Annotated in this window: 5 protein-coding genes; all 5 read left to right on the top strand. The window is 66.9% G+C overall.

The annotated features are described in order from the left end of the window. Positions 1-664: 664 nt before the first annotated feature. The 5 genes from GOPIP_RS29150 (at position 665) to GOPIP_RS17430 (ending at position 24,704) form a co-directional block, all read left to right on the top strand. The gene (locus GOPIP_RS29150; protein ID WP_168436241.1) at positions 665-1,534 is read left to right on the top strand and encodes an O-antigen ligase family protein; all 870 of its coding nucleotides are present in this window, start codon (positions 665-667) and stop codon (positions 1,532-1,534) included. Then, positions 1,534-2,736: a glycosyltransferase family 4 protein gene (locus GOPIP_RS28340; protein WP_247608765.1), complete on the top strand. Its 1,203-nt coding sequence runs from the start codon at positions 1,534-1,536 to the stop codon at positions 2,734-2,736. The genes GOPIP_RS29150 and GOPIP_RS28340 overlap by 1 nt, the downstream gene beginning before the upstream one ends. After that, positions 2,681-4,123 carry a tyrosine-protein kinase domain-containing protein gene (locus GOPIP_RS29715; protein ID WP_081482524.1) on the top strand — a complete coding sequence of 481 codons (1,443 nt, stop codon included), beginning with the start codon at positions 2,681-2,683 and terminating at the stop codon, positions 4,121-4,123. The genes GOPIP_RS28340 and GOPIP_RS29715 overlap by 56 nt, the downstream gene beginning before the upstream one ends. A 695-nt stretch (positions 4,124-4,818) precedes the next feature. Then, positions 4,819-22,275 (top strand): non-ribosomal peptide synthetase, encoded by a 17,457-nt coding sequence (locus GOPIP_RS17435; RefSeq protein ID WP_006371068.1) that lies wholly within the window; start codon positions 4,819-4,821, stop codon positions 22,273-22,275. Next, the gene (locus tag GOPIP_RS17430; RefSeq protein WP_006371067.1) at positions 22,272-24,704 is read left to right on the top strand and encodes a DUF4012 domain-containing protein; all 2,433 of its coding nucleotides are present in this window, start codon (positions 22,272-22,274) and stop codon (positions 24,702-24,704) included. The genes GOPIP_RS17435 and GOPIP_RS17430 overlap by 4 nt, the downstream gene beginning before the upstream one ends. The last annotated feature ends 630 nt before the right edge of the window (positions 24,705-25,334 follow it).

The following is a 25,334-nucleotide window of genomic DNA, read 5'->3' as shown; positions in this document are numbered from 1 at the left end:
CTGGTCGAATTTAAATTGGTATGCTTTCTCTGCTGTAGTTGTTGTCGTTACCCTTGTCCTCTTCCTGAGATGGCCAATTGTTACGTCTATCTTAGTTCTATGCGCGGGAGCGCTCCTTGTTTCCTTATTCTCTCCGTTGGTGGCGATAACTGCTACGATATTTTGGTCGACTTTTGCTCTTCCGAGCTCCACTCCAATGTATTTGAATGTGGCCGGAGTTAGCATACACATCTATCAATTGCTCGCGCTATGGGCTATTGCCCTCTACTTGTTGCGTCTAACGGTAGGTTCGCGGCATCTGGCTGTAGCACATGGAAGGTTCGATGGTGCGTCTAGGTTCGCTTTGATTCTGCTATTGGGAACGGTAGCCTTTTGTATCGCAAAGGGTCTTCTTGCTGGCGCTGCCATCGGTGTCATCGCGGAAGACTCAAGAACGTTCATCAATTTAATTCTTGGCGCCGCAGTTTGCTGGGTTAGCGTAGCTACAAAGCACGGGGTCCGCGCCTGTTTCTTGACTATTCGGCTATCGCTCGTTGGTTCAGCGATAATGACGTTTGCTGCGGTACTCGGATGGATTAATCTGGCGGGCAGAAGCGAGACTGCGCGCCTTTACACAACTAGCGGCGGGGACTTGTCATTCGCTTCTGCAGATAGTCTGAGGTACTTGACTGCGGCGACAGCGCCCGCCCTGATTTATTGCTGCTGTGTTGTCGTGGGGCTTATCGTTGGGGTGCGGTTGGGGCTACTTTCGATCATGGCTTTCGTGTGTTCGGTGTTCATCTGCTTCATGAGTTATTCGCGATATCAATTGCTAGCAGTTGTCGCCGCGTCGGTCATTGGACTCGTGTGTCTCGTGGCGCGTGAGGGCATCGTTTCCGGAAGCAGAAGAATATTTATGATTCTCGCCGTGGCGATCGGCGTTATTTTGTTGTCTTGGGTAGCTTTACGGGTTACCTCAAGTGTTGGAACTGTTTCGCAGCGCATAAGTGACACAATTGGTGCGTATGGCTCGAGAGTGGTGGGGGGCCTGTCTTCGTCGAGTATTGATCTGGACTCGTCGGCTCAAGATCGTGTGATCGAAGACCGGTACTTGATTGAGCAGTTCGTTGATGCGCCTGTCCTCGGCCACGGATTTGGTTTTGCATATCGACCACGAATAGGGGCCTCGGGGCAATTCTCTGCTAGCGATCTGGGGCAGTACTATGCTCACAACTTCTATCTCTGGTCGGCGTGTAAAGGAGGCCTAGCGCTTCTCGGGTCATTCACGGTGGTCGCTTCTATCGGAGTTGCGCGCACGGTGCGGTTTGTCCGGCATGTGGCTCAGTCGTGCTGTTTGTTGGGGGTGTACGCGGGTTTGCTGGTCTGCTTAGTCTTCGCACCATTGCTGGCCTCGGCGCCGAGTGGTCTCATCGTTGGAGCAGTTCTAGCATCTGGCCTGTTTGCGCCGAGGATCTTCGCAACGGATGAGTTAGCTGTGTGGTCGGATGAGTTTGTTCCTGCGAAGCAGCAGGTTGCAAACAGGGGTGCATCGTGATGCGCGCTCTGTGGAACTTGTTTCGGGGCGCATCGTCAGCTCCCTCAGACAGTGGTGCTTTGCGGCTTGCAGTCTTTGCTCCTGCACCAGCTGGCGGGCACCCAGAGTACGTGGACAAACTTCTCGACGGTGTGGTCGACGCTGGCGCCGATTTCGAGATCTATTGGCCAATGCGTGCAGATTGCAGTGTGGTTCCGCGTAGCTCCAGGGTGAACGTAGTTCGTGGATCTCTGCCTATGATGGATCTCAGTCTGGCGGATGGCAGTCAAGTCGTTCTATTTCTCAAGAGATTAAATATATTTCAGCGTCATGATGCCGCCTTCGTAAGATGGTGCTATCGATACCGGCCATATATTGTATTGGTGGAGGAACATCAGCGATTTACCCTCTGGATGATGGTTTGTTTCCTTCGGTTTTTCGGATGCAAAGTGGTGATGCATTTGCACAACACACGTCGTCATTCTTTTGCCGATTCACTCGGTGATCGTGTTGATGAGGTACTGCTCGGCGTTGCCTTGAGAAGATGCGATGCGGTGGTGGTGCATGATCAACGCTCGGCGAATATCGTTTCGAGCCGTTACCGCGCTCCGCATTGTTCAATCGTGCCCCATGGCGTCGACTCAAGGAAATTTGCGGAGTTGCGTCCGCGTGATCTGCGTTCGGTCTTGTTTTTTGGTGAGTATCGCAAGAATAAGGGGCTGGCGGTGCTTGTGGATGCGATGTGCCGTCTCTCCGACGAATCCTTTGATTGTGAGTTGATTGTAGCTGGTCGGGTTCTCCAGGAGGACCGCGATGAAGTTGTCGACCTGCTGAGTCGCGTTTCGTCGGTTCGCTGGATTGATCGGTTTATAGAAGACTCGGAGCTCGATGATTTGTTCTCGGGTTGCGGTGCAGTCGTGTTGCCGTATGTAGACTTCGAAGCTCAGAGTGGAATCCTTCATCTCGCGATTGCGTATGGTTTGCCGGTCGTAGTCTCCGACGTGGGCGGCATGCGCGGAGTCGTCGAGGCGTCGGATATTGGCTTAGTAGTCGGTGCCGCCGACGCGTCGGCTTTGAGTGCTGCTATACGGCAGGTCTTGTCCCCGGAAGTGAATGCGCGTTGTCGGTCTGCGGCTCGTATGCTTGCAGGCCAGTTGAGTTGGGCCAATGCGGGGCGCTCAATCTCTTCTCTCTGCGTTTCTTGCTGTTCGAAAGAAGGTTAAGGTCATGCAAACGCAATCCGCTGCCGAATCGGCGTCAGTCGCGAAAGGTGCGTCTACACGCTTTTCGACCGCGCGTGCGCTCCTGGCGACAAACTGGTGGATCGTCTTAGGGTGCTGTCTCATATTCGCCGCTACGGCTGTCGTATGGGACTTGAATCAAGTGCCGTTGTATAGGGCGACTGCTTCTTCCTATGTTACTGCTGGTTCTGGGGATGACAGTCAGAGTGCCTATCAAGGTTCGTTGGCGTCGCAGCAGAGGGTGGCTTCGTACGCGAAGCTAGTTTCTTCGGATTCCGTAGTTTCTCTCGCGCTCAAGCAATCAGGGTTGGCTCTGGATCCTGCGACGGCGAAAGCGGCGCTCTCGAGTGAGGCGGTTCCGCAGACCGTGCTTCTGAACGTATCGGCGGAACTTGCTTCTCCTTCGGAAGCCGCAGAGTTGGCCAATTCCGCTAGTCGTGCGCTGAGTGACTATGTACGCAGAATCGAAGTCCCGAGCGGGGGTGGAGCGCCTTTGGCGAAGTTGAGCCTGGTAAATCCCGCTGTGGTGCCTGATGGTCCGGTTTACCCCCGAACGCCGCTAAATATAGTTCTGGGTGTGTTAGTTGGATTGGTCGTTGGGTTGGTTTTGTCTTTTGTACGGTCGAGATTGGATCATCGCGTTCGGTCATTGGAAGCTGTCAGGGATCGAATCGAGGGGCCACTTATTGGACTAGTGCCGCTCGATCCCGATTTGTCGAGTAGAGGCCCCATTGATCTTTCTAGAACGTCGACTCAGGGTGGGGAGGCATTCCGAAAAATTCGGACAAACCTAGCTTTCGTGGGTGTGGATTCAGGGATGCAGGTTATCTCTGTCACGAGCGCTGGTCAGGGAGATGGTAAGACCTCGACTGCAATTCATCTAGCCGCATCTCTCGCCGAAGTTGGGAAGAATGTTCTGCTGATGGAGTGTGATCTGCGTCGGCCTGTGGTGGGAGAACGTCTTGGTCTTGTCACTTCGATTGGCATCACGTCCTGCATTTCGGATGGCGTGAAAGTGAGTGATTGTATCCAGGGGTCGGGCTTGTCCGGGCTTGATGTTCTCCTTGCGGGTGCAGTGCCTCCTAATCCGGCTGAATTTCTGTCCTCCGACCTGTTGGGATCGCTGATAGGTAAGCTTCGCTCTGATTACGAATACGTGATAATTGATTCGGCTCCTATCGCTCCGGTCGCAGATGGCATTCTGGCGTCGCGTTGGGCGGATGGTGTTTTGTTTGTGGTAAGGGAGGGCGTGACGCGCGATTCCGTGTTGTCGGAGGCCATCTCGGAGGTCGAGGTTGCGAATATTTGCATTCGAGGTTGGATTATGAATGGGGCTTCTGGGACGAGAACGTCGTACGGCTATTACTGACATGTGTGAGCTATCCTGATAGCGTTAACCATGCTTTGATTTCTGGCTGCTACGAGACGAAAGTCGGAGGTCTAGCGTGTGCGCCGAAGCGACTGGTGCGATTGTAGTGCGCCGGGTTATTTTCGATCTTGGTCACTGGGTGCGCTGGTGAGTCTGATGTTTCTTGATTCTTCGGGGTGGTCAGCCGGCATCCACGTGCATCTGATTCTTGCGGGCCCGATATTCAGGGTGTCGGCCCCCACCAAGCTACGGAGATCCGAGTTCGTTATAACTTTAGTCCTCGTCCCACATGCGGTAGCACTTCTCGAGATGGTCGACAGACGGCTCGGCCTTTTCGTGCAATTCACTTCGGTTGGCGACGTGCCTACAGGTGGTGAGTTTCCGGGGATGGCTGCGCTTCAGAGTGGGGGCTCATGGCGCCGCCCCTGCGGGCGGATCGGGAGTCCTGTACTTCAGCTGGGACTCGCTCAGCCCTCCGGGCGTGTGGAGAGCTATCGCGGTGGTCTGGGACGACGCTTTGGTCTTGCTTGTGACTGCTTTGTCAACCCAGCCTGCTTCAGCACCCTCGTCCCTGATCTACGCCCTCCTGAGTCGATACATCTGCGGGTGCGCACCAGCTTGAGTTGCTTATCTATCCTTGCGACCGCGATAGCGCGGGCGATGGTGGCCTTGCGAGTCCGCTCCTGGGGTGGCGCATGACTACCGTCCCGACTGACGACCGGTACGACTTCCCGCTCAACGACGCACAGAAAACGTTGCTGCAGCGGCAATCCGCGGTACCGAGCGTTCCGCTGAACGTCGCGAACTACGTAGTTCTCGAAGGTCGACTTGATGCAGCTCGATTCCTGGATGCACTGCGCGACGAGGTCCGTGTCGGTCGTGCAGCGCAGATCACCCTGCGTACATATGCTTTCGGCACGAGCGGGGTGTACGACCCGACACTGCACGATTTCGTCGAGGACATCGACCTCCGGAACGAGGAAGATCCGTTCGGCAGTGCGCTGGATATGATGCGCGAGGACGTGTGCAAACCTGTCGATCCATTCGTCGACAGACTCGCTCGCGGGATTCTGTTCGAGCTCAGCAGCACCCGATTCGTGCTTTTCCAACGGACGCACCACATCGTCACGGACGGGCTCGGTGCAGTCAACTACATGATCCGCGGGCTTGCAAGAATCGGTGAGATCCTCGACGGCTCTCCCGATGTCAGCGTTCCAACCATTCCCGACCTGCGCGCCCCCGCTCGCGCCGACGCAGGCTACCGCGCCTCACGTCGGTTCAAGACCGACCGCGACTACTGGCGCGCCATGCTCGACGGTGTTGGCGGCGGTACACCGTCCCCGTCGGTGAGGGTTGGGCCTCCGTCCGCGATCAATCGGAGGGTGTCGGCGTCGATTCCTGCGGCGACGATGGCCACGTTGCGATGTGCTGCGGAGGAGCGCACCACCACACTCCCAGCGCTCATCGCGACCACACTGGCCGCTTACTTCGCTCGCACCACCGACAGTGATGACGTCGTTATCGATCTCGCGGTCGCTGCGAGAACTGTCGCTGCTCTACGGAATACCCCGCTGCCGACACTGAACTTCGTGCCCGTGCGGACCGGGGTGGGTTCGGCGACGGCCGTTGGCGATGCACTGCGCTCCACGCAAAGCGCGCTCATGGGCGCACTGCGGCATCAGCGCTACCGGCGCGACGACATCGTCGCCGACCACGGCAGCCCCATCACCGGACCCGTACTCAACATCATGATGTTCGAGCGGAAGATCCAGTTCGGAGAGGTCACCGCCACCTTCCACTCGCTGACCACCGGACCCGTCGACGACCTGTCGCTCAACATCTATCCCGACACCGACGGCGACCCGAGCGTGGACGGTTCGCTCGTCGTCGAACTCGAAGCGAACCCGAATCGGTACGACGACGCTGACGTCGTCGAGCATCATCGGCAGATCGTCGCGCTGGTGGGGGAGGTGGCGTCGGCGTTGGTCAACGGTGGGGAGGTGGCTGTCGACGATCTGCCGATGGTGGTGGAGGAGCCGGCTGCGGTGTCGACGCCGGGCCGGCCGCGGGTGTTGACGGAGATTCTCGATGAGACCATCGAGCGGTTCGGTGATCGGATTGCCGTCGACGGCGGAGCGTGTGGCGAAGACGCGTTGACGTTCGCTGAACTCGATGAGCGGGCAACGGAGTTCGCCGAAGAGTTGCGCGGGTATGGGGCGCGCCCGGGGGAGACCGTGGCGATCACGCTGCCGCGCGGGGTTGAACAGGTGGTTGCGTGGTGGGCGGTTGCGCGGAGTGGGGCGGCGATACTGCTTGTTGATCCTTCGCTCATGCGGGTGCGGGTGGAGACGATCCTGCGGGTGGCGGGGCCGGTGTGTGTGGTGTCGGAGGAGGGAGTGAAGTTTGGTGGTGGGCTGCGGGGGTCTCGAGGCTCGGCGCCTGGGGGCGCCTCGCACCTCGACCATCGATCAAAGAGCGCCGACCAGCGGGGCGATGGTGTCGGCGATTCGGCGGGTTCCAGCGGTGGGCTGCGGCGGTCTCGAGGCTCGGCGCCTGGGGGCGCCTCGCACCTCGACCACCGGATAGAGGGTGTCGGGGACAAGCCGGGGGTGGACGACGTGGCGTATGTGGTGTTCACGTCGGGGACGACGGGGGAGCCCAAAGGTATTGCGGTACCGCATCGGGGACTGGCGAACCTGATTCGGGATGCGGAGTCGCTGCTCGACGACGGGAACGGGCCGGGACGGCTGGCGGCGGTGGCGTCACCGGCCTTCGACATCGCGCACTTCGAGATGCTCGCCTGCGCGGGACTCGGCTACACCCTGGTGCCGATTCCGTCGATCGACGCCGGCCTCGGCGCAGCACTCGTCGAGAACGCCGTCACCCACCTGTACGCCACCCCGTCGCTCATCGCGCGCATCCCCACCCATCAACTGCCGTGGGTGGTCGGCACCATCGGTGAAACACTGCCGCCGGCTGTCGCGAATCAGGTCTCGCCACAACGCATCCTGCGCAACACCTACGGGCCGGCCGAGGCCACGCTGTACGCGACCGTCGCCACCTTGGACGCACCGATCCCCACCGACCGGCCCACCCCGATCGGCGCCGCCGTCGACGGGATGGCCGCCTACCTCCTCGACCACCGGCTCCGCCCACAACCGACCGGGATGATCGGCGAAATCTATCTCGCAGGAGCGCAACTCGCGCTCGGATACCTCGGCCGCACCGATCTCACCGCCGCCCGATTCGTTGCCTGCCCCTGGCAACCCGGCACCCGCATGTACCGCACTGGCGACCTCGCCCGCATCGACCCCACCACCGGTCTCCTCGAATTCCACGGCCGCAACGACGACCAGATCTCCGTCCACGGCGTCCGCATCGAACCCGCCGAAATCGAACGCACCGCCGCCGATGTCGACGGCGTCGACGCAGCCGTCGCCATCGCCGTCCACAACACACAGGGCACCACCATCGACGTCGCGATCACCACCGACACCGACGACCCCACCGCCCTCGCCGCCACCGTGCGCCAGCACCTCTTCGCAACACTGCCGTCGATGATGTGGCCACGCCGCGTGGTCGCCGTCGACGAACTCCCGCTCGGCACCACCGGCAAACTCGATCGACGAGCCGTCGCCAACCTCCTCGCGCAGATCCCGATCACACCGATCGCCTACGAGCCACCCACCGACGCTGACGAAACTCTGGTCGCCGCAACCGTATCCGCTGTGCTGGACGTCGACGAGCCGTCGATGCTCGCCTCCGTCATTGACCTCGGCGGAACGTCGCTGTCGGTGATGGAGATCGTCGGACGCCTCGCCACCGCCACCGGCCGCGTCCTCACCATCGCCGACATCACCGCGGCCACCACACTGCGCGACATCGCCGCCCGACTCGCCGCCGCACCGACACACACCGCCCCCGCACTCACCCCGCAGACCACCCGCGACCACTACCGACCCACCCGCCCCCAACAAGAACTCTGGCTCGCACACCGCCTGAACCCCGCCGACGCCGCCTACCACCTGCCCGTCCACCTCGAGTTCGCGCCGGCGATCACCACGTCCGTGCTGACCGCAGCGCTCACCGACGTCGCCACCCGGCACGAGGCGCTGCGCACCGTCTTCGACGCCGCCGACGACGGAACAGCCACCGCGCGAGTCCTTTCCGCCGCACACCTCGCCGACCATCTACCCGTAACCACCGCACCCCTCGACGAGCCCGGCATCCACGCCGCAGCCACCGCGCCGTTCGACCTCAGCGCCGGCCCCGCCTGGCGAGCCACCATCGACGACTCCGGCGACGCCATCTCGGTGGTCCTCGTCGCCCACCACATCGCCGTCGACGGCGCCTCCCTCCCCATCCTCGTCACCGACTTCCTCACCGCCGTCGACGCCCGCCGCGACGGCCACGCACCCAGCTGGCCCAGCCCGGCAGCCCCGTTCAGCGCGTCGATCACCCCCGACCCCACCGACACGACTGCAGCGCAGAACTTCTGGAGCACCCACCTCGACGGCGCACCCGACCGATCGGCACTGCCCGAACCCGCGCGGCCCGGGCCCGTGAGCTATAGCCACCGCCACCTCGACACCACCTCTCGTGAACGCCTCGCGCAGACCGCCGCAGCAGCCGGCGGCACCGTCACAGCCTTGATGCGGGTCACGCTGGCCGCCGTACTCGCCCGGGTTACCGGGCTCGACGACGTCGTGCTGTCCCTGCCGACCAGCGGCCGCGCCACCACCGCCGACCTCGGTCGCGTCGGCATGTTCGTGCGCACCCTGCCCCTACGACACACCGGCACCCTCGACCAGCGGCTCGGCGAAGCGCTGACGCGCACCGACGCCACACTCGCCGAGGCGGTACGTCACGCCGACGCCGCACCCGCCGGTCTGGCCGACGTACTCGTCACCACAGCCGTCACACTCCCGGACGTCTCCGACACCACCGGCACCCTGCTTCGCACCGTCCGCCCCCTCGATACCGGATTCGCCCAGACCGCACTTCAATTCGCCATCACCGACACCACCGACGGCATCGACATCCGGATGACCGTCGACGAGCACCGCGTCGACCCGGCCGGCGCAGCACTACTCCTCGACGCGTTCGTCGAGGCCGTCACCCAGCTCGCCGACGCGACCGCCGACACGGTGATCGGGCAGCAGCTACCGCCGGTCGCCGCTGCCGAACCGACTCCGCGACGCACCCCCACCCTCGACCCTATCCGCGCACTCATCCCGCACACCCGGAGCACCCCGCACGCCATCGCCGTGACCGACACACGCGGCGACCTCACCTACAGCCAACTCGCCGCCCGCGCTCGCACGCTCGCAATCACGTTGCTGCGCACCGGGGTCCGCGACGGCGATTGCGTCGCCCTGCAGATGGGCCGATCGTCGGACACCATCATCGCAATGGTCGCCGTCCTGATGGCCGGCGCCGCCTACGTCCCCATCGACCCCGACCACCCGCAGTCACGCATCGACGAACTCCTTGACGCCGCAACCCCCGTCGCGATCATCGGTGACGACCTGCACGTCGAAGCCCGCGGTCCCTCGACCAGTGCCGACCATCGCGCGCCCGGCGAGGCGTACGTCATCTTCACCTCCGGCTCCACCGGAACACCCAAGGGCGTCAGCGTCAGCCGCGACAACCTCGCCACCATGCTCGGCGCCACCCTCGACGCGGTCGGCGCCGGACCCACCGACGTGTGGAGCTGGGCGCACTCCTACGCCTTCGACTTCTCCGTGTGGGAGATCTTCGGGGCGTTGGCCTCCGGCGGACGCATCGCCGTGCTCGACCGCACCACCGTCCGCGACCCACGCCTACTCCTCGACGCCCTCGCCACCCACGGCGTCACCATCTTGTCGCAGACTCCCACCGCCTTCGCCCGGCTCACCGACCCCGAGATCGTCGGCGACGACGGCGATCTGCCGGCATTGCGGACCGTCGTCTTCGGCGGCGAAGCCCTCCACCCCACCGCGCTACATGATTGGGCGGCAACCCATTCCGGCACACGCCTGATCAACATGTACGGCATCACCGAGACCACCGTGCATCTCACCGCCGCCGACGTCGACACCACCGACGCCCGCAGCATCATCGGCACACCGCTTGACGGCGTGCACCTCTCGGTCCGCGACGCCCGTGGACGCCGCGTCCCCGCCGGCGGGCGCGGCGAACTGTACGTCTCCGGGCGGCAGGTCTCCCGCGGCTACCTCAACGCGGCCGCGGCGACCGCCACCCGCTTCGTCGCCGACCCCGAACAGACCGGCGCACGCATGTACCGCACCGGCGACCTCGTGCGCATCCTGCCCGACGGCCGCCTCGCCTACCTCGGCCGCACCGACGACCAGATCCAGCTGCGCGGCCACCGCATCGAACCCGCCGAGATCGCCGCCGTCCTGCGCCGACTACCCGGCGTCACCGATGCGCGCGTCCTCGTCGAACCCGGCAATCGTGCCGGCGACGAACGGCTCGTCGCCGCGGTCACCGGCCCTGACTCGTTGGACGAGGCCGTCCTCCGCACCGAGTGCGCCGCCCAGCTCCCCGCCTATGCGGTGCCGTCGCGCATCGGCGTCGTCGCCTCGTGGCCCGTCACCGACACCGGGAAACTCGACCGCGCATCGCTCCTCACGGCGATCACCGCCACAGCCGCACCCACACGACCGCTCACCGACGCCGAACAGCAGGTCGCCGCGGTGATCGAAGAGGTCATCGGCGTCGACGTAGTGGACGCCGACGCCAACTTCTTTGCCCTGGGCGGCAACTCGCTGTCGGCGGCGCGGCTGGCCGCCAAACTCAGCGGACCGCAGCGGTGGGTCACCGTCGGCGACGTGTTCGCCCATCCGACGGTGTCGGCGCTCACCACGCTGATGGCTCGGCCCGGTGAGGTGGCGGTGGGTGAGCCGCTGGCGCAACTCTCTGCGGCACAACGGGCGCTGTGGATCCTCAACCGCGTCGAACCATCCGCGGCCTATCATCTCGCCGTGCGAATCCGGTTGACCGGCAGCGCCGGTCGGGGAGTGCTCGCGACTGCGCTGCGTGACGTCGCCGATCGGCATGAGGCGTTGCGGACGATCTACCCCGAGGTCGACGGGGAGCCTGTGCCACGGGTGCTTTCGGCGGAAGAGATCACGCCGATCACCGACCTGGATGAGCGCCCGGCGGTGCGCACCCCGTTCGACCTGAGCATCGACTGTGGCTGGCGGGCCGTGATCTCCGCGGACGGCGCCGAGCTGGTCCTGGTGGCCCACCACATCGTCGTCGACGGATGGTCGGTGCCGGTGCTGGTCACCGACTTCCTGCACGCCCTCGACGCCCGACGCGACGGCGTGGCACCGCAGTGGCCCGAGCCGCAACCGCTTTTGGCCGCGCGACGTGTGCCGGCCGACGCCGACTACTGGACCACCCACCTCGCCGGTGCCCCCACCACACTCGCACTGCCCGAGCCGCCCGACCCGCACCCCACCGGGCTGACCGCCGGACCGGCGGTGGTGGAGCACTCGACGCTCGACGCGGCCACCGCCGCCGCCCTGGCACAGCGGGCCGCCGACGCCGGAACCACCGTGTACGCGCTGCTCTGGGTGGCGCTCGCCGCCACCCTCGCCGAGATCACCGGCACCGACGACACCGTCATCGGCATCCCCGTCGCCGGCCGCGACGACCCGGCCACCCATGGCCTGGTCGGGATGCTCGCACGCACGGTTCCGCTGCGCGCCAGCGGCATTCGTTCGTCGCGTGTCGATGACGCGCTGGCGCAGGCGCACACTACATTCGCCGCGGGTATGGCGCACGCCGACACCGCACCGGTCACCGTGCCACCTGTGCTCCTCGACCACGACGTCACACCGCCGATTCCGCCGGGTATCGCCGAGTACGAGGCATTGCCCACCGGGCAGGCGCGCACCGCGCTGGACGTCACCGTCCGCGACACCGGCACCGGCATGACCATCGCGCTGTCAGTCGCGGAGCACCACGTCGACCCCGCCGCCGGACCTGTTCTGCTGCAACGATTCGTCGCGGTGCTACGCGGGCTGGCGAGGGCCGCGGATGCTCGCGTCGAAGATCTGTTGCCTGCCGCCGAGCCCATCGAGTCGCCTGCCCACACCGCCGAACCCGCCGATGTGCTCGACCTGCTGCGGAGCGTGGCCGCGCGTCATCCGGAGGCGACCGCCGTTGCGCATGAACACGGTTCGCTGACGTATGCGCACCTGCTGGCGCGGGCGAGTGCGTATGCCGCGGATCTTGCGGACAGCGGCGTGGGGGCCGGTGATCAAGTGCCGTTGACGTTGCCGCCGTCGGTGGATGCGGTCGTCGCGATGGTCGGCGTGCTGATGGCCGACGCGGTGGTCGTGCCGATCGACCCGGCCGCGCCGCAGGAGCGGGTCGCGGCGATGCTCGCGCGATGCGAGAGGGCGACGGCCCCGGGCGATGCGTACGTCATGCACACCTCCGGCTCGACGGGAACACCCAAGGGCGTCATTGCCACCCGCGCCGGGCTGGCCGCCATGCTCGCCGCCTCCCGCGACCTGATCGACCCCCGACCGGGCGACGTGTGGGCGTGCACCCATGCCCCCACCTTCGACGTGTCGGTGTGGGAGATCTTCGGGGCGCTCACCTCGGGCGGCACCGTCGCGATCGTGCGCCGCGACGACGTCATCGACGTCGAGCGCTTCGTCGACGCCCTCGACCACCGCGGCGTCACCATCCTCGCCCACACGCCCACGTCGTTCGTCCGGCTCACCGACCCGACGATCGGCACACACCGGCTACGCACGCTGCGGTGCCTGGTGCTCGGCGGCGAAGCCTTCGACCCGACCGCACTGCAGCAGTGGGCACTCCTGCATCCCGACGTCCGGCTCGTCACCATGTACGGTCCCACCGAAACCACCGTCCAGGTGACCGGCGGCGACATCGACGTCGGCGACCACCGACCCCTCATCGGCCGACCACTCGCAGGCGTCGGCGCGGAAGTCCTCGACGTACAGGACCGGCCGGTGCCGATCGGCGGACGCGGCGAGTTGTACCTCACCGGAACACAACTCGCCCGCGGATACGTCGACCCCACCGAGACCGCGGCACGCTTCGTCGCCGCACCCGACGGCACACGCCGCTACCGCACCGGCGATCTGGTGCGTCGCCTGTCCGACGGCCGACTGGCCTACCTCGGCCGCACCGACGATCAAGTGCAGATTCGTGGATACCGCGTCGAACCCGCCGCCGTCGTGGCGGTACTCCGATCCGTGCCCGGCGTTAACGACGCACGGGTCGTCGTCGACTCGGGTGCGCAGCCCGGTGACGAGCGGCTCGTCGGATTCGTGATCGGCGACGCCGACGAGTCGACCCTTATGGATGCTTGTGCCGCAGCACTTCCCGCGCATCAGGTGCCCGCGCGGATCGGATTTGTCGACCGGTGGCCGCTGACCGCACACGGCAAGCTCGATCGGGAAGCGTTGCTGCGCGGCCTCACTGCGCCCGACGTGAGCGATCCGGGGGAGCTGACCGATCGCGAACAGCTGATTGCCGACGCGATGGCCGCCACCCTCGGCGATGCACCGCCCATCACCGCCGACACCAACTTCTTTGCCGTGGGCGGCAACTCGCTGTCGGCGGCACGCCTGGCCAGCCGGTTGACCCAATCCGGGCTCGCGATCTCGGTGACCGACGTCTTCGCCGCACCCACCGTCCGGGATCTGGCCGCGCTGGATGCCGTGATGACGGACGTTGTTCCCGATCTGGATGGTGTTCGCCCCCAACCCGATCGGCTTCCGCTGGCGCCCGAGCAGGAAGACCTGTGGCTGCGGTGGCGTGCTGAACCCGACCGCACCGGATACCTCATGACCATGGCGATCCCGGTCGCCGAGATCTGGGACGGCAGCATCGACGACCTGCGCGGCGCACTCACCTCCGTCGCCCTGACCTACGACGCGCTGCGCACCAGCTTCCCGATCGCCGACGACGGCACGCCCTACCAAGAGCGCTGGACCGACGCCGACGTCCGCGCCCATCTGGGTGCGCTCGCGGTCACCGAGGTCGCCGACGTCGGCGAGGCACTCGCCGCGCTGGCCGAACCCATCGACCTGACGACCAGCCTCCCGTGGCGCCTTTCCTTCGTCGAACACGACGCCACCACATGGATTCTCGTGGTCGTCCACCACATCGTCGCCGATGGCGAAACGCTGCCGATCCTGCGGTCGGCGCTGACCGCGCCCACCCTTCCGGCCGTCGACTACCGGCGCTACACCCAGTGGCGCCTCGACACCCTCGACGCCCGCCGAGCCGAACTCACCGCCTACTGGACATCGGTGTTCGCCGAACCCGTTGCCACGCTGCAACTCCCCGAAATCGACCTCGGTGCACCCGCCGGCGGCCGGCCCCGCCACAGCGCGGTGGTGCTCGCGACCGAGACCACCGCGCAACTCGACGCGCTCGCCGCCGATGCGCGCAGCACCCCATTCATCGTGCTGCACACCGTCCTCGCGATGATCCTCGCCCGACAGTCCGGCAGCGACGTCGTCACCATCGGCACCGCACTGTCCGGGCGGGTTGACCCGCGCCTGGCCGACGTCCCCGGACTCTTCGCCCGCGCCGTCCCGCTGCACTCCCGCATCGACCTCGACATCCCCTTCACCGACCTCCTCACCAGGGTCACCGCCACCGACGTCGGTGCGCTCGCCCATGCCGACCTGCCGCTGTCGGCGATCGGCCGCATCGCCGACCCCGACCGCGACCGCGCCGGACGCCCACTGTTCGACGTCGTCCTCGGCGCCGTCCCCGACGACGTGGCGTCGCGCTACTCCGGCGCCACCGCACCACTGTTCGGCATCGATGTGATGAGCCACCGCCGCGACGGACGAGCACACCTCGACCTCACCTGCGGGGAGCGGGTCACCGACGAACCTCGACTCGATGCCCTCGCCTCGCTCCTCGGAGCCACGCTCGAACAGGCTGTGGCACAACCCGAACGGACGGGGGCCGACCTCCTCGGTGGCCCGGCAGTTTGGCGGGTGGAGCCACCACCGCCGGAGACGCTGGCCGAGCTGCTCGACGCGCAGCTCGCCACACCGTCGGCGATCGCCGTCGACGACGCCGCGCACCGCATCCCCGGATGCGGTGCCGCGCTGCGTTACGGCGACGTCGACCGCCTCGCCGACGCGCTCGCGTGGCGGCTGCGCGAGCAGGGGATCGGACCTGGACAGGTGGTGGCGTGTCACCTGCCGCGGTCGGTGTTCGGGGTGGTGGCCACCGTGGCGATCGCCCGGACCGGCGCGGCCTTCGTAGCCGTCGACCCCGCCGACCCCGCAGCCCGACGCCGCGACATACTCGACCGTGCCCGTGCTGCCGTGGTTCTCACGCTCGTCGCCGACGAGGTGCCGGATGTGGGTGCGGTGCCGGTGATTGCTGTCGACAACCCCTACTTGTACTCGCGGGAACGGCGACGATTCACCCGCGCCGACCGGGTGCGCCCGCTGCACATCGACGACGCCGCCTACCTCACCTTCACCTCGGGGACCACGGGCCGGCCCAAGGGCGTCGTCGTCACCCATCGCGGACTCGCCGGCTGGGCCCGCGACACCGTCCGACGCCTCGAGCTGACGCCCCTAGACCGCGTGATGCACACGTACGCCGTCGGTTTCGACGCGCACCTGATGGGCATCGTGCCCGTCCTTGCCGCAGGAGCCTGCGTCGTGATCTGCCCGCCGGAGGTGATCGGCGGCGACGACCTCGCCGACCACATCGCCGACACCGAGACCACTGTGCTGCTGACGACGCCGTCGGTGCTGTCGACGATCAGCCCCGCGCAGGTGCCGGAGGTCCGGCACGTCGCGGTTGGTGGGGAAGCGCTGAGCGCCCGGCTGGCCGGAACGTGGATGGCGCACGGGCACATCGTCAGCAACGAGTACGGGCCGACCGAGACGACGGTCGCCGTCACCAGCGCGCGGTGCCGCCTCGATGGCCCGATCACCATCGGCGCCACCATGCCCGGAGTCGACGCCGTCATCCTCGACGACGCGTTGCGGCCGGTACCCGCCTACACGATCGGCGAACTGTATATCGGCGGAAGTGCCCTGGCACGAGGCTATCTCGACGACCCGGCTGGCACGGCGGCCGCGTTCGTGGCCGGCCCCGATGGGACGCGGATGTATCGCACCGGCGACCTCGTCCACCGGCGCGCCGACGGCGACCTCGTCATCCACGGTCGCCGCGACGATCAGCTGAAGGTGCGCGGCATCCGGATCGAACCGGCCGAGGTGGAGGCCGCGCTCGCCGGTCTTGCGGACGTGAGCGAAGCCGTCGTCGCCGCCCGTCGCACCCCGGCCGGTGAACGGGTGCTCGCCGCGTGGGTCATTCCGGCACCGGGTTCCCCCGTGGACGGTGCGAGCCTGCGGGAACAGGTGCGTACGGTGCTGCCGCGCAGCGTGGTTCCGGCGTCGATCACACTCGTCGATCGGCTGCCGCTCGGGCCGACCGGCAAGATCGACCGCAGCCGCCTGCCCGCCCCGGACCTCGCGGCTGATGTCGCGGAGATCGTCGCCCCACGCACCGATGTGGAGCGGACGGTGGCGGCCGTGTACCGCGAGGTCCTCGGCGTCGACGAGGTGCACGCGCACGCCGACTTCTTTGCCCTCGGCGGTACGTCGTTGTCGGCGACACAGGTCGCTTCCCGGCTTTCCGAACGTCTCGGCGCCGACGTCGCGGTCCGCACCCTGTTCGACACGCGGACCGTCGCCGCCCTCGCCGCGGCAATCCCGGTGGGCTCCGATGTACCGGTCGCTGTGCCACGCCACCTGCCCCGACCCGAACGGCTGCCGCTGGCATACCCGCAGCGGCGCATCTGGATTCAGCATCTGCGTGCTCCCTCGTCGACGGCGTACCACGTACCGCTGGTGGTGCGGCTGAGCGGAGCCGTCGACGTCGACAGGCTCGCCAAGGCGATGGTCGCGGTACTCGGGCGCCACGAGAGCCTACGGACCGTCATCGACGACGGGCCGTGGCAGCGACTCGCCGACGGCGCCGACGTCCGCATCGTCCGGGTGAACGGTGATGTGGGCGCGGCGATTCGGGACGAGATCACGCGGCCCTTCGACCTGGAATGCGAAATCGGTGTTCGCGCAGTCCTGTTCGAGAGCGCCAACCACGTCGATGTGGCCGTGACCGCACATCACATCGCGCTCGACGGCTGGTCGGTGCGACTGCTCCTCGGCGAGCTCGCCCAGGCCTTCACCGGCACCGAACTGGCGGCGCCCGCACTCACCTACGGTGACTACACCCAGTGGCATCTCGCGCTCCTCGGGCGCCCCGACGATCCGTCGAGCCGCTACGCCCGCGAGATCCGCCACTGGCAACAGGTGTTGGACGGGGCCGCCCCGTTCCGCACCCCCGGCGTCGGCGGCGACGTCGGACCGGGTGGCCGTATCACCCACCGCTTCGACACCGGCGTCACCACCGCGATCACCGCTGCGGCACAACGGGAATCGGCAACATTGTTCCAGGCAGCCCATGCCGCGCTGGCATCGGTCCTCGGCCGCTGGGCACGACGCGACGACGTGGTCATCGCGATGCCCGTGCACGGGCGGTCGGCACCGCAGTGGGAGTCGGTGGTCGGGATGTTCGTCAACACCGTCGCCCTGCGCACCCGGATCGACGCCACCACGTCGATGCGGTCGGCGGTGCGGCAGGCGCGCGACGTCGCGCTCGACGCCCTCGCCCACGCCGAGGTGCCCTACGAGGCGGTGGCCGCAGCCGTCCGCCCCGGTGCTCGCGACGGCATCGACCCGCTCACCTCGATCCTGCTCGTCGGCCAGGACGTGGTGCCCGCGCTCGACGGGGCAGGGGTGTTCAATGCGGGGGTGTTCAACGCGGGAGTCCTCGCCGACGGGGTGCGCGCGGAGCCCGTGCCACTCGACGGAGATGCGGTGGCCGCCAAACTCGACGCCGAGCTGGTGATCACCATCGTCGACGGGCACCTCGAGGCGACCGCGGTGTATTCACCGCGGGTGCCGGCCGAGGTGGCCGATGCGCTGCTCACCGACGTGTGCGCGGCACTCGCGGCGATGGCCGACGACCTCGACCGACCGTTCCCCGAGCTGACGGCGCTGCCGACCGGGGTGGTGGCCGAGGAGGTGACGCCGCGGCCCATTGCGGCTGTCGGCGAGCCGAACTCGCACGATGTGGAGGCGGTGCGCGCGGTGATGGCCGACATCCTCGGCGTCGACGACGTCGCGACCGACGAGGACTTCTTCACGCTCGGCGGCACGTCGTTGTCGGCGACGCAGGTGTCGTCGAGGTTGGGACGCGACCTGGGCGTGCGGGTGCCGACCGCGCTCGTCTTCGACCACCCGACGCCGCGTGCCCTGGCGAGCGCTGTCGCGGGTGTGGTGAGCGCCGTCGGCGCTGGGGAGGGCGCTGTCGGCGGAGAAATGAGTGCTGTCGCGGGTGTGGAGGGCGCTGTCGGCGGGGAGTGGGTGCCGCTGGCGCCGACGCAACGACGACTGTGGACCGCGGCGTCCATGGCCGAGGCCGCACCCCTCTATGCGGTACCCGTCGTGGTGCCGGTACCCGACGGCGTGACCGCTGAGAAGGCGGCCGACGCTCTGCTCGCCGTGATCGCCCGCCACCAGGCTTTGCGTCTGGCCTACGGCGACACGGGGAGTGGCCCGTGCCAGCGGGTCGTCGAGGGCTGGTCACCCGATGTCGAGATCCTCCCCGCTGACTCACTCGACGCCGATGTGCTGACCGGTCTGCTGCACCTCCCGCCCGCCAACTCCGCCGGCCAACCGCCGGTGCGGGCGCTCGTCGTCGGCGTGCTCACGGACACCGGCGAGCGTCCACTCGCGATGGGCATCCTCGTACACCACATCAGCATCGACGGCGAATCCGCGGCCATGATCGCCGCCGACCTCACCGCCGCAGTGATGGGCACCCCACTCGGTCCGTCGACGGGTGATTTTCTCGGTGCCGCAGCAGAACTCGACGCGCGAGAACGTACCGAACGTGCTGACCAGCTGGAGTTCTGGGAGCAAGCGCTCGACGGATACGCCGACGACCTCGGCCTCGTCGAACACCGACCCGTCGTGCGTGACCTCTCGACGGCAACCGTGCGTCGCACCCTGACCCGCCAGCTCACCGACAAGATCCGCAGCACCGCACGCGTCCACCACGCCTCCGAGTTCCACATCCTGCACGCGGCAACAGCATTCGCGCTGAGCGTGCAGGCCGGCGCCGACGACATCGCCATAGCCACCCCCGTCTCGCTGCGCGGCGACGACCGGTGGCGGTCGGTGGTCGGCATGCTCGTGTCGACCGTGGTGGTGCGCACCCGGATCGGGGCCGTCGGTACCGTCGAGGAACTCATCAACATGGTGCGCGACGACGACCTCGCGGCCACCGACCATGCCCTCGTCGCCTTCGACGACGTCGTCGACCATCTCGGTGTCACCCGCGTCGTCGGCCGACATCCCCTGGTGCAGATCATGTTCTCGGTGGTCGACGGAGCCATGGCGTCGGGCTCAGCGGCAGCCGCCGGCACCGTGCCCGGCATCGACGAGTTCAGCCCGAGAAGCGAATTCGATCTGCAGGTGATCATCGCACTCGACCCCGAGGGACACCGCATCGACGTGATCTATGCGCGACAACTGTTCTCGGAGGCTCAGATCAACACGATCGTCCGGAGAATCGGCACCGCACTGCAGATCGTCACCGGCGACGGAACACAGCGCCTCGACCCCACCCGTCTGCTGAGCCGGCGCGAGTCGGAGTTCATCCTCGAGCATGCGGGCGCCACCCCCGACAGCGTCGAACCGCCACTGCTGCACGACATTCTCGACGCGGCCGTGCGTCGGCATGCGAACGTGATGGCCGTCGGCGACGGTGTACGGCATCTCACCTTTGCCGAGCTCGACGCCTGGGTCTCGGTGACCGTCCGCAGCTTCGCCGACCGCGGTGTGCGCGTGGGAGATCGGGTCGGGCTGCTCATCGACCGATCCGTCGAATGGGTGGTGGCGTGGTGGGCGGTGAGCCGGCTCGGGGCGGTGATCGTGGCCGTCGACGTCGATCATCCGGCCGCCCGCATCGAGAAGACCCTCGCGCTTGCGCAGGCCCGACCGGTGACCCGTCACGATATTCCACCCCAACCTCACGGTCCTGTCACACCTGTTCCAGCACAACGGGTCTCACCCGATGCGCTCGCCTACATCATCACCACCTCCGGCACCACGGGCACCCCCAGCGCGGTCGCGGTCACCCATCGTGGACTGCACCGCTGCACCAGGGTGAGCGGCATCTCGGTGTTGGACCGGGTCGCGTTCACCACCGGCCCGGCGTTCGACGCGTCGATCATGGCGATCCTGTCGGCGGTCGGAGCGGGTGCGGCACTGGTGGTTGCGCCGTCGACGGTGCGCGCCGGCAACCAACTGACCGCGTGGCTACGGGACGTCAGCGCCACCGTGATACTCGGGACGCCGTCGGTGATGCAAACCGTCGACCCCGCGGCGTTGCCGTCGATGCGTCGCGTTTTCATCGGGGGAGAAGCGTTGCCGCGCACCCTTGCCGACCAGTGGTCGGCGCACACCGAGGTCGACAACGTGTACGGTCCCACCGAAGCGACCGTCTGGGTGACCGGCGCCCCCTATCGATCCGACGAGCCGAATCGGATCGGATACCCGCTGCCCGGCATCGGAACGATCATTCTGGACCGGCGGCTGCGGCCGGCGGCGCCCGGTGTGGTCGGCGAACTGTACGTCGCCGGAACCGGATTGGCGCGCGGATATCTGGGTGATCCAGGCAAGACCGCCGCACGGTTCGTTGCCGGCCCCGGAGGCGAACGGCTCTATCGCACCGGTGATCTCGTGCGCTGGGACCGGCGCGGCGGTGGCCTGATCTATGTGGGGCGCGTCGACCGACAGATCAAGATCCGCGGGCAACGCGTCGAACCCGCCGAGATCGACGCCGTGCTCTTGGGATCGGGGGCGGCACAGGCGGCAACCGTCGTCCGGCCGGGTCCGGCCGGCGCCGCCCTGATCTCGTACGTCGTCGGTGACGCGGCCGGCGTCGAGCAGATGCGCCGCGCGGTCGTCCGCACGCTCCCGCGGCACATGGTGCCCGCGCAGATCATCGCCGTCGCCGCGTTACCGCACACCAGCGCAGGCAAGATCGACGACGCTGCGCTCCCACCGCCGCAATGGACCCGATCCGGTCGCGCACCGGCCACCGCCCACGAACACGCGGTGTGCGCGGCGTTCGAGTCGGTCCTCGGGGTGCCGGTCGGCATGGACGACGATTTCTTCGACGCCGGCGGAAACTCGTTGGCGCTGATCGCGTTACGTGACGAGATCGAGCACCGTACCGGGTTGCGGATGTCGGTTGCCGAACTGTTCGCGCACGCCACACCCGCCGGCGTCGTCGCCAGCGGTGACCGGCTGCTGGAGCACCGGGTGGTGGAGTTGTCGGCGGAGAGCGCGGCGCGCAAGGCCATGGTGGGGGAGAGCGCGCCGCTGTGGGTGGTGCACACCGTGACGGGCATCGTCACCGATTACGCCCCGCTGGCCCACGCCCTGCCGGATCGCCGCGTGCTCGGCGTCCAACTACCCGAGCTCCTCGACACCGCGCACGCGATGCCGGAGTCGTTGGCCGCCATCGCGGCACGTCACGTGACCGCGATCCGCGAGCGCCAACCCAACGGTCCGTATCGACTGATCGGCTGGTCGTACGGTGGGGTGCTCGCCCACGAGATCGCCCGGCAGATCGTCGAGAGTGGCGGAGAGATCGCGCTACTGGTGCTTCTCGACCCACGGACCCCGGCCGAAGTCGCCGCCGCCGAACTCGAGGGCGTCGCCGACGACGATGCGGCCCGGCTCGACGAGCTGCTGCAGCCCCTCGCCGCCGCCGACCCCGACCTGGCGGCCACCGTCACCCACCGCATCGGGATCGTCGTCGATGGGTTGCGCCGACATCAGCCGTCGTCGGTGACCGCAGGTAGGGTCCTGTACCTGGCGTCGAACGACGGCGGCATGGATGTGGACGTGAAGAGGCAGGCGTGGGCGCCCTATCTCGACGGTGACGTCGAGGTGATCGAGACCGGTCGTGCGCACGCCGATCTTGGTGGGCCGGCGTCGATGCGGCAGATCGCGGAACTACTCGAGGAGCATTGGTGAGCGAAGGACAGAGCGGTCCGGGAGTGGGCGACCGGCCCCAGTCGATTCTGTTCGTGTGCACGGGCAACATCTGTCGGTCGCCGATCGCCGAGCGCATTCTGCGGACACTCGCCGGTACCGCCGGGGTGTCGGTGACGGTGACCAGCGCGGGTGTCGGCGCGCAGAACGGTGCGCCGATGCATCCTCTGTCGGTCGAGGTGCTCGACGAACACGGCTACGACGCAGCCGGATTCGAAGCCCACTACCTTCGCCCGCAGATCCTCGACGGTGCCGACCTGGTGCTCACGATGACCCGCGAACACCGCGCCGCGTGCCAGCGGACGACACCCGCGCGGTGGAAGCGGATGTTCACGCTCAACGAGTTCGTGGAGCTGGTCGGCGAACTCGACGGCGCCGGCCTGTCGACGGTGATCGAGTCGCGAGCACGGATCGACACCAACGCCGAGCGCCTCGACATCGTCGACCCGATGGGACAGCCGAAGGAGGCGTTCGAGCGGGTATTCGCCGAGATCGAACCGCGGGTGCTCGACGTGGCGTCGTGGCTGGCCGGCGGTGCGGCTGTGGAGTTGCCCGGTGGTCGCGTGCCGGAGCCGGTGCCCGTCGAGCCGGTGGCCGACGACGGTACGCCGCCGCCGGAGGACCCGGGGTCGGCGTCGTCGGGTGACGAGACGCCGCGCGCCCGGTGGTGGCGGAATCGGTGGCTGTGGATCATCATCGGTGTGCTCATCTCTGTGGTGGTGATCGGTGTTGCGTGGCTTGCCTATTCGGCGCTCGCGGCGAAGGGGGAGTTGGAGTCCGCGCGCGCCGACGCGCAACGCGCGCGCACCGCGATCCTCGACGGCGACCAGAAGACGGCCAAGCAGGCCGCGCAGTCGGCGGCCGACGAGGCGGGTAGTGCCGCAGACCGCACCGACGGGGTGGTGTGGTCGGCGGCCGCGGCCATCCCGTGGCTCGGCAAACCACTCGACTCGGTGACCCAGATCAGTTCAGCGGTGTCGGATTACGCCTCCCAGGTACTGGTGCCGTCGGCGGATCTGTCGTCGGTGCTCTCGCCGTCACAGCTGCGCCGCGGCGACACCATCTCCACCGCCCCGCTGCGGCAGGCGCAACCGCAGCTCGCGGCGATCGCGGAGAAGTCCGACGCGATCGCCGCCCGCGCAGCCGGGATCGATCCGACTTGGTCGGGCACGGTCGCCGACGCCCGCAATCAGCTCGTCGACCTGCTCGACCGTGCCAACACCACCGTGCAGGGCACCGATACTGCCGCGCAACTGGTTCCGTCGATGCTCGGCGCCGACGGGCCGCGGAACTACATCCTCGCCTTGCAGACGCCGTCGGAGTCTCGGGGGACCGGCGGGCTCGTCGGCGGGTTCGCGATCATCAACGCCACCGACGGCCGGGTGACCGCGCCGACGTTGGGCGCCAACTCGGACTTCCGTAATCCGACGCGTCCGCAGATCGATCTGGGGCAGGAGTACGACTGGCTGTTCGACTCGTTCAAGCCCTACACCGATTTCCGCAACTCCAATCTGAGCCCGAACTTTCCCGACGCCGCCCGGATCTGGATTGCCAACTGGAAGTCGCAGACCGGACAGCAACTCGACGGTGCCGTCGCGCTCGACCCGATCGCGATGAGCTACGTCCTGAAGGTGACCGGGCCGGTCACGCTGCCGAGCGGGGAGAAGATCACCGCCGACAACATCGTCCCGATCACGCTGTCGACGGCGTATCAGCGTTTCGCCGACAACAATGATGCGCGAAAAGCGTATCTGCAGAGCATCTCCCGGGCCGTCGTCGGCCAGATCTCCGGTTTCCGCGGCGACACCGGCGCACTCCTCGAAGCGCTGGGTCGTGGGGTGCATGAGCGTCGGATCATGGTGTACAGCGCCGATCCCGCCGAGCAGAAGATCCTGGAGTCCACCGACCTCGGACACCAGATCCCGGACACGTCCGCACCGTATCTCCAGGTCGCGCTGTCCAACGCAGCCGGTAACAAGCTCGACTACTACCTGCGCCGGGAGATCTCGTATCAGGCCGCCGGATGCAGCGGGGACTCGCGGAAGAGCACGGTGACCGTCACGCTCACCAACACTCTCGACAACCTTTCGCTGCCCGACTATGTCGTCGCACCCAACGGCACCAACCTTTCGGTGGCACGCGGAACGAACCTCGTCAACGTCGCGATGCTGACCACCAAAGGCGCGACCGTCACCTCCCTGACCGTCGACGGCGTCGGCCCGCTCTACACCAACGAAACCCTCAACGGCCGCCCCTACGTCTCGACCCTGGTGCGCGTGCCGCCCGGTCAGAAAGTCACCGTCACCATGAACCTCGAGGAGCCGACGTCGGCGCACGGCCCCGCCGACGTCCCCATCCAGCCCCTCGTCGACACCCCGCAGATGAAGGTGGCTGTCCCGGCCTGCCGGTGATCGCCCCTTCTGGGCGACTCCCATGATCGGTCGTCGAGGTGCGACGAGCCGCTAGGCGAGGAGCCTCGAGACGCGGTGACCCGGTGCTGGGTGTCGGCCCGGTACGAATATAACTTCCACGAAATCGGCCCGAAAACCGCGATTTTCGGGGTCGGTGGTCCGCTCCGGTGGAAGTTGTATTCGTAGGGGCGGGTTCCAGCGGGAAGGGGGCGCGCTCGGCGGGCATCAAGAGACCGGCGCTCCTCGACTTGATCATCAGGGGGCCGGCCCTTGCCCCGGTCGTCGAGGTGTGACGAGCCGCTAGGCGAGGAGCCTCGAGACGTGGTGACCCGGTGCTGGGTGTGAATTTCCAGCGTCATGTTGCGGTGGTCTCGAGACGCGTCGTGCTCGCTGCGCTCGCTCGGCGCTCCTCGACCAGCGGGAAAGGGGATCGTGCTCGGCGGTATCGAAGGGTGGCGCTTCTCGACCAGCGGGAAAGGGGATCGTGCTCGGCGGTATCGAAGGGTGGCGCTTCTCGACCAACGAAGAGGCGCTCGGCGGTATGGCGGTATCGAAGGGTGGCGCTCCTCGACCAACGAAGGGGAGGCGCTCGGCGGGGATCTAAGCATTCTTGATGCCATTCTTTGATGG

The sequence above is a fragment of the Gordonia polyisoprenivorans NBRC 16320 = JCM 10675 genome (genome assembly GCF_000241325.1).
Taxonomy (GTDB): Bacteria; Actinomycetota; Actinomycetes; order Mycobacteriales; family Mycobacteriaceae; genus Gordonia; species Gordonia polyisoprenivorans.
Note: the sequence above shows the minus strand (reverse complement) of the source record. Positions and strands in the feature narration are given on the sequence as shown.

What these genes read in the sequence shown, in the direction of transcription:
- GOPIP_RS28340 (WP_247608765.1), top strand. Translation starts at nt 1,534, where the DNA reads ATGCGCGCTCTGTGGAACTTGTTTCGGGGCGCATCGTCAGCTCCCTCA.
- GOPIP_RS29715 (WP_081482524.1), top strand. Translation starts at nt 2,681, where the DNA reads ATGCGGGGCGCTCAATCTCTTCTCTCTGCGTTTCTTGCTGTTCGAAAG.
- GOPIP_RS17435 (WP_006371068.1), top strand. Translation starts at nt 4,819, where the DNA reads ATGACTACCGTCCCGACTGACGACCGGTACGACTTCCCGCTCAACGAC.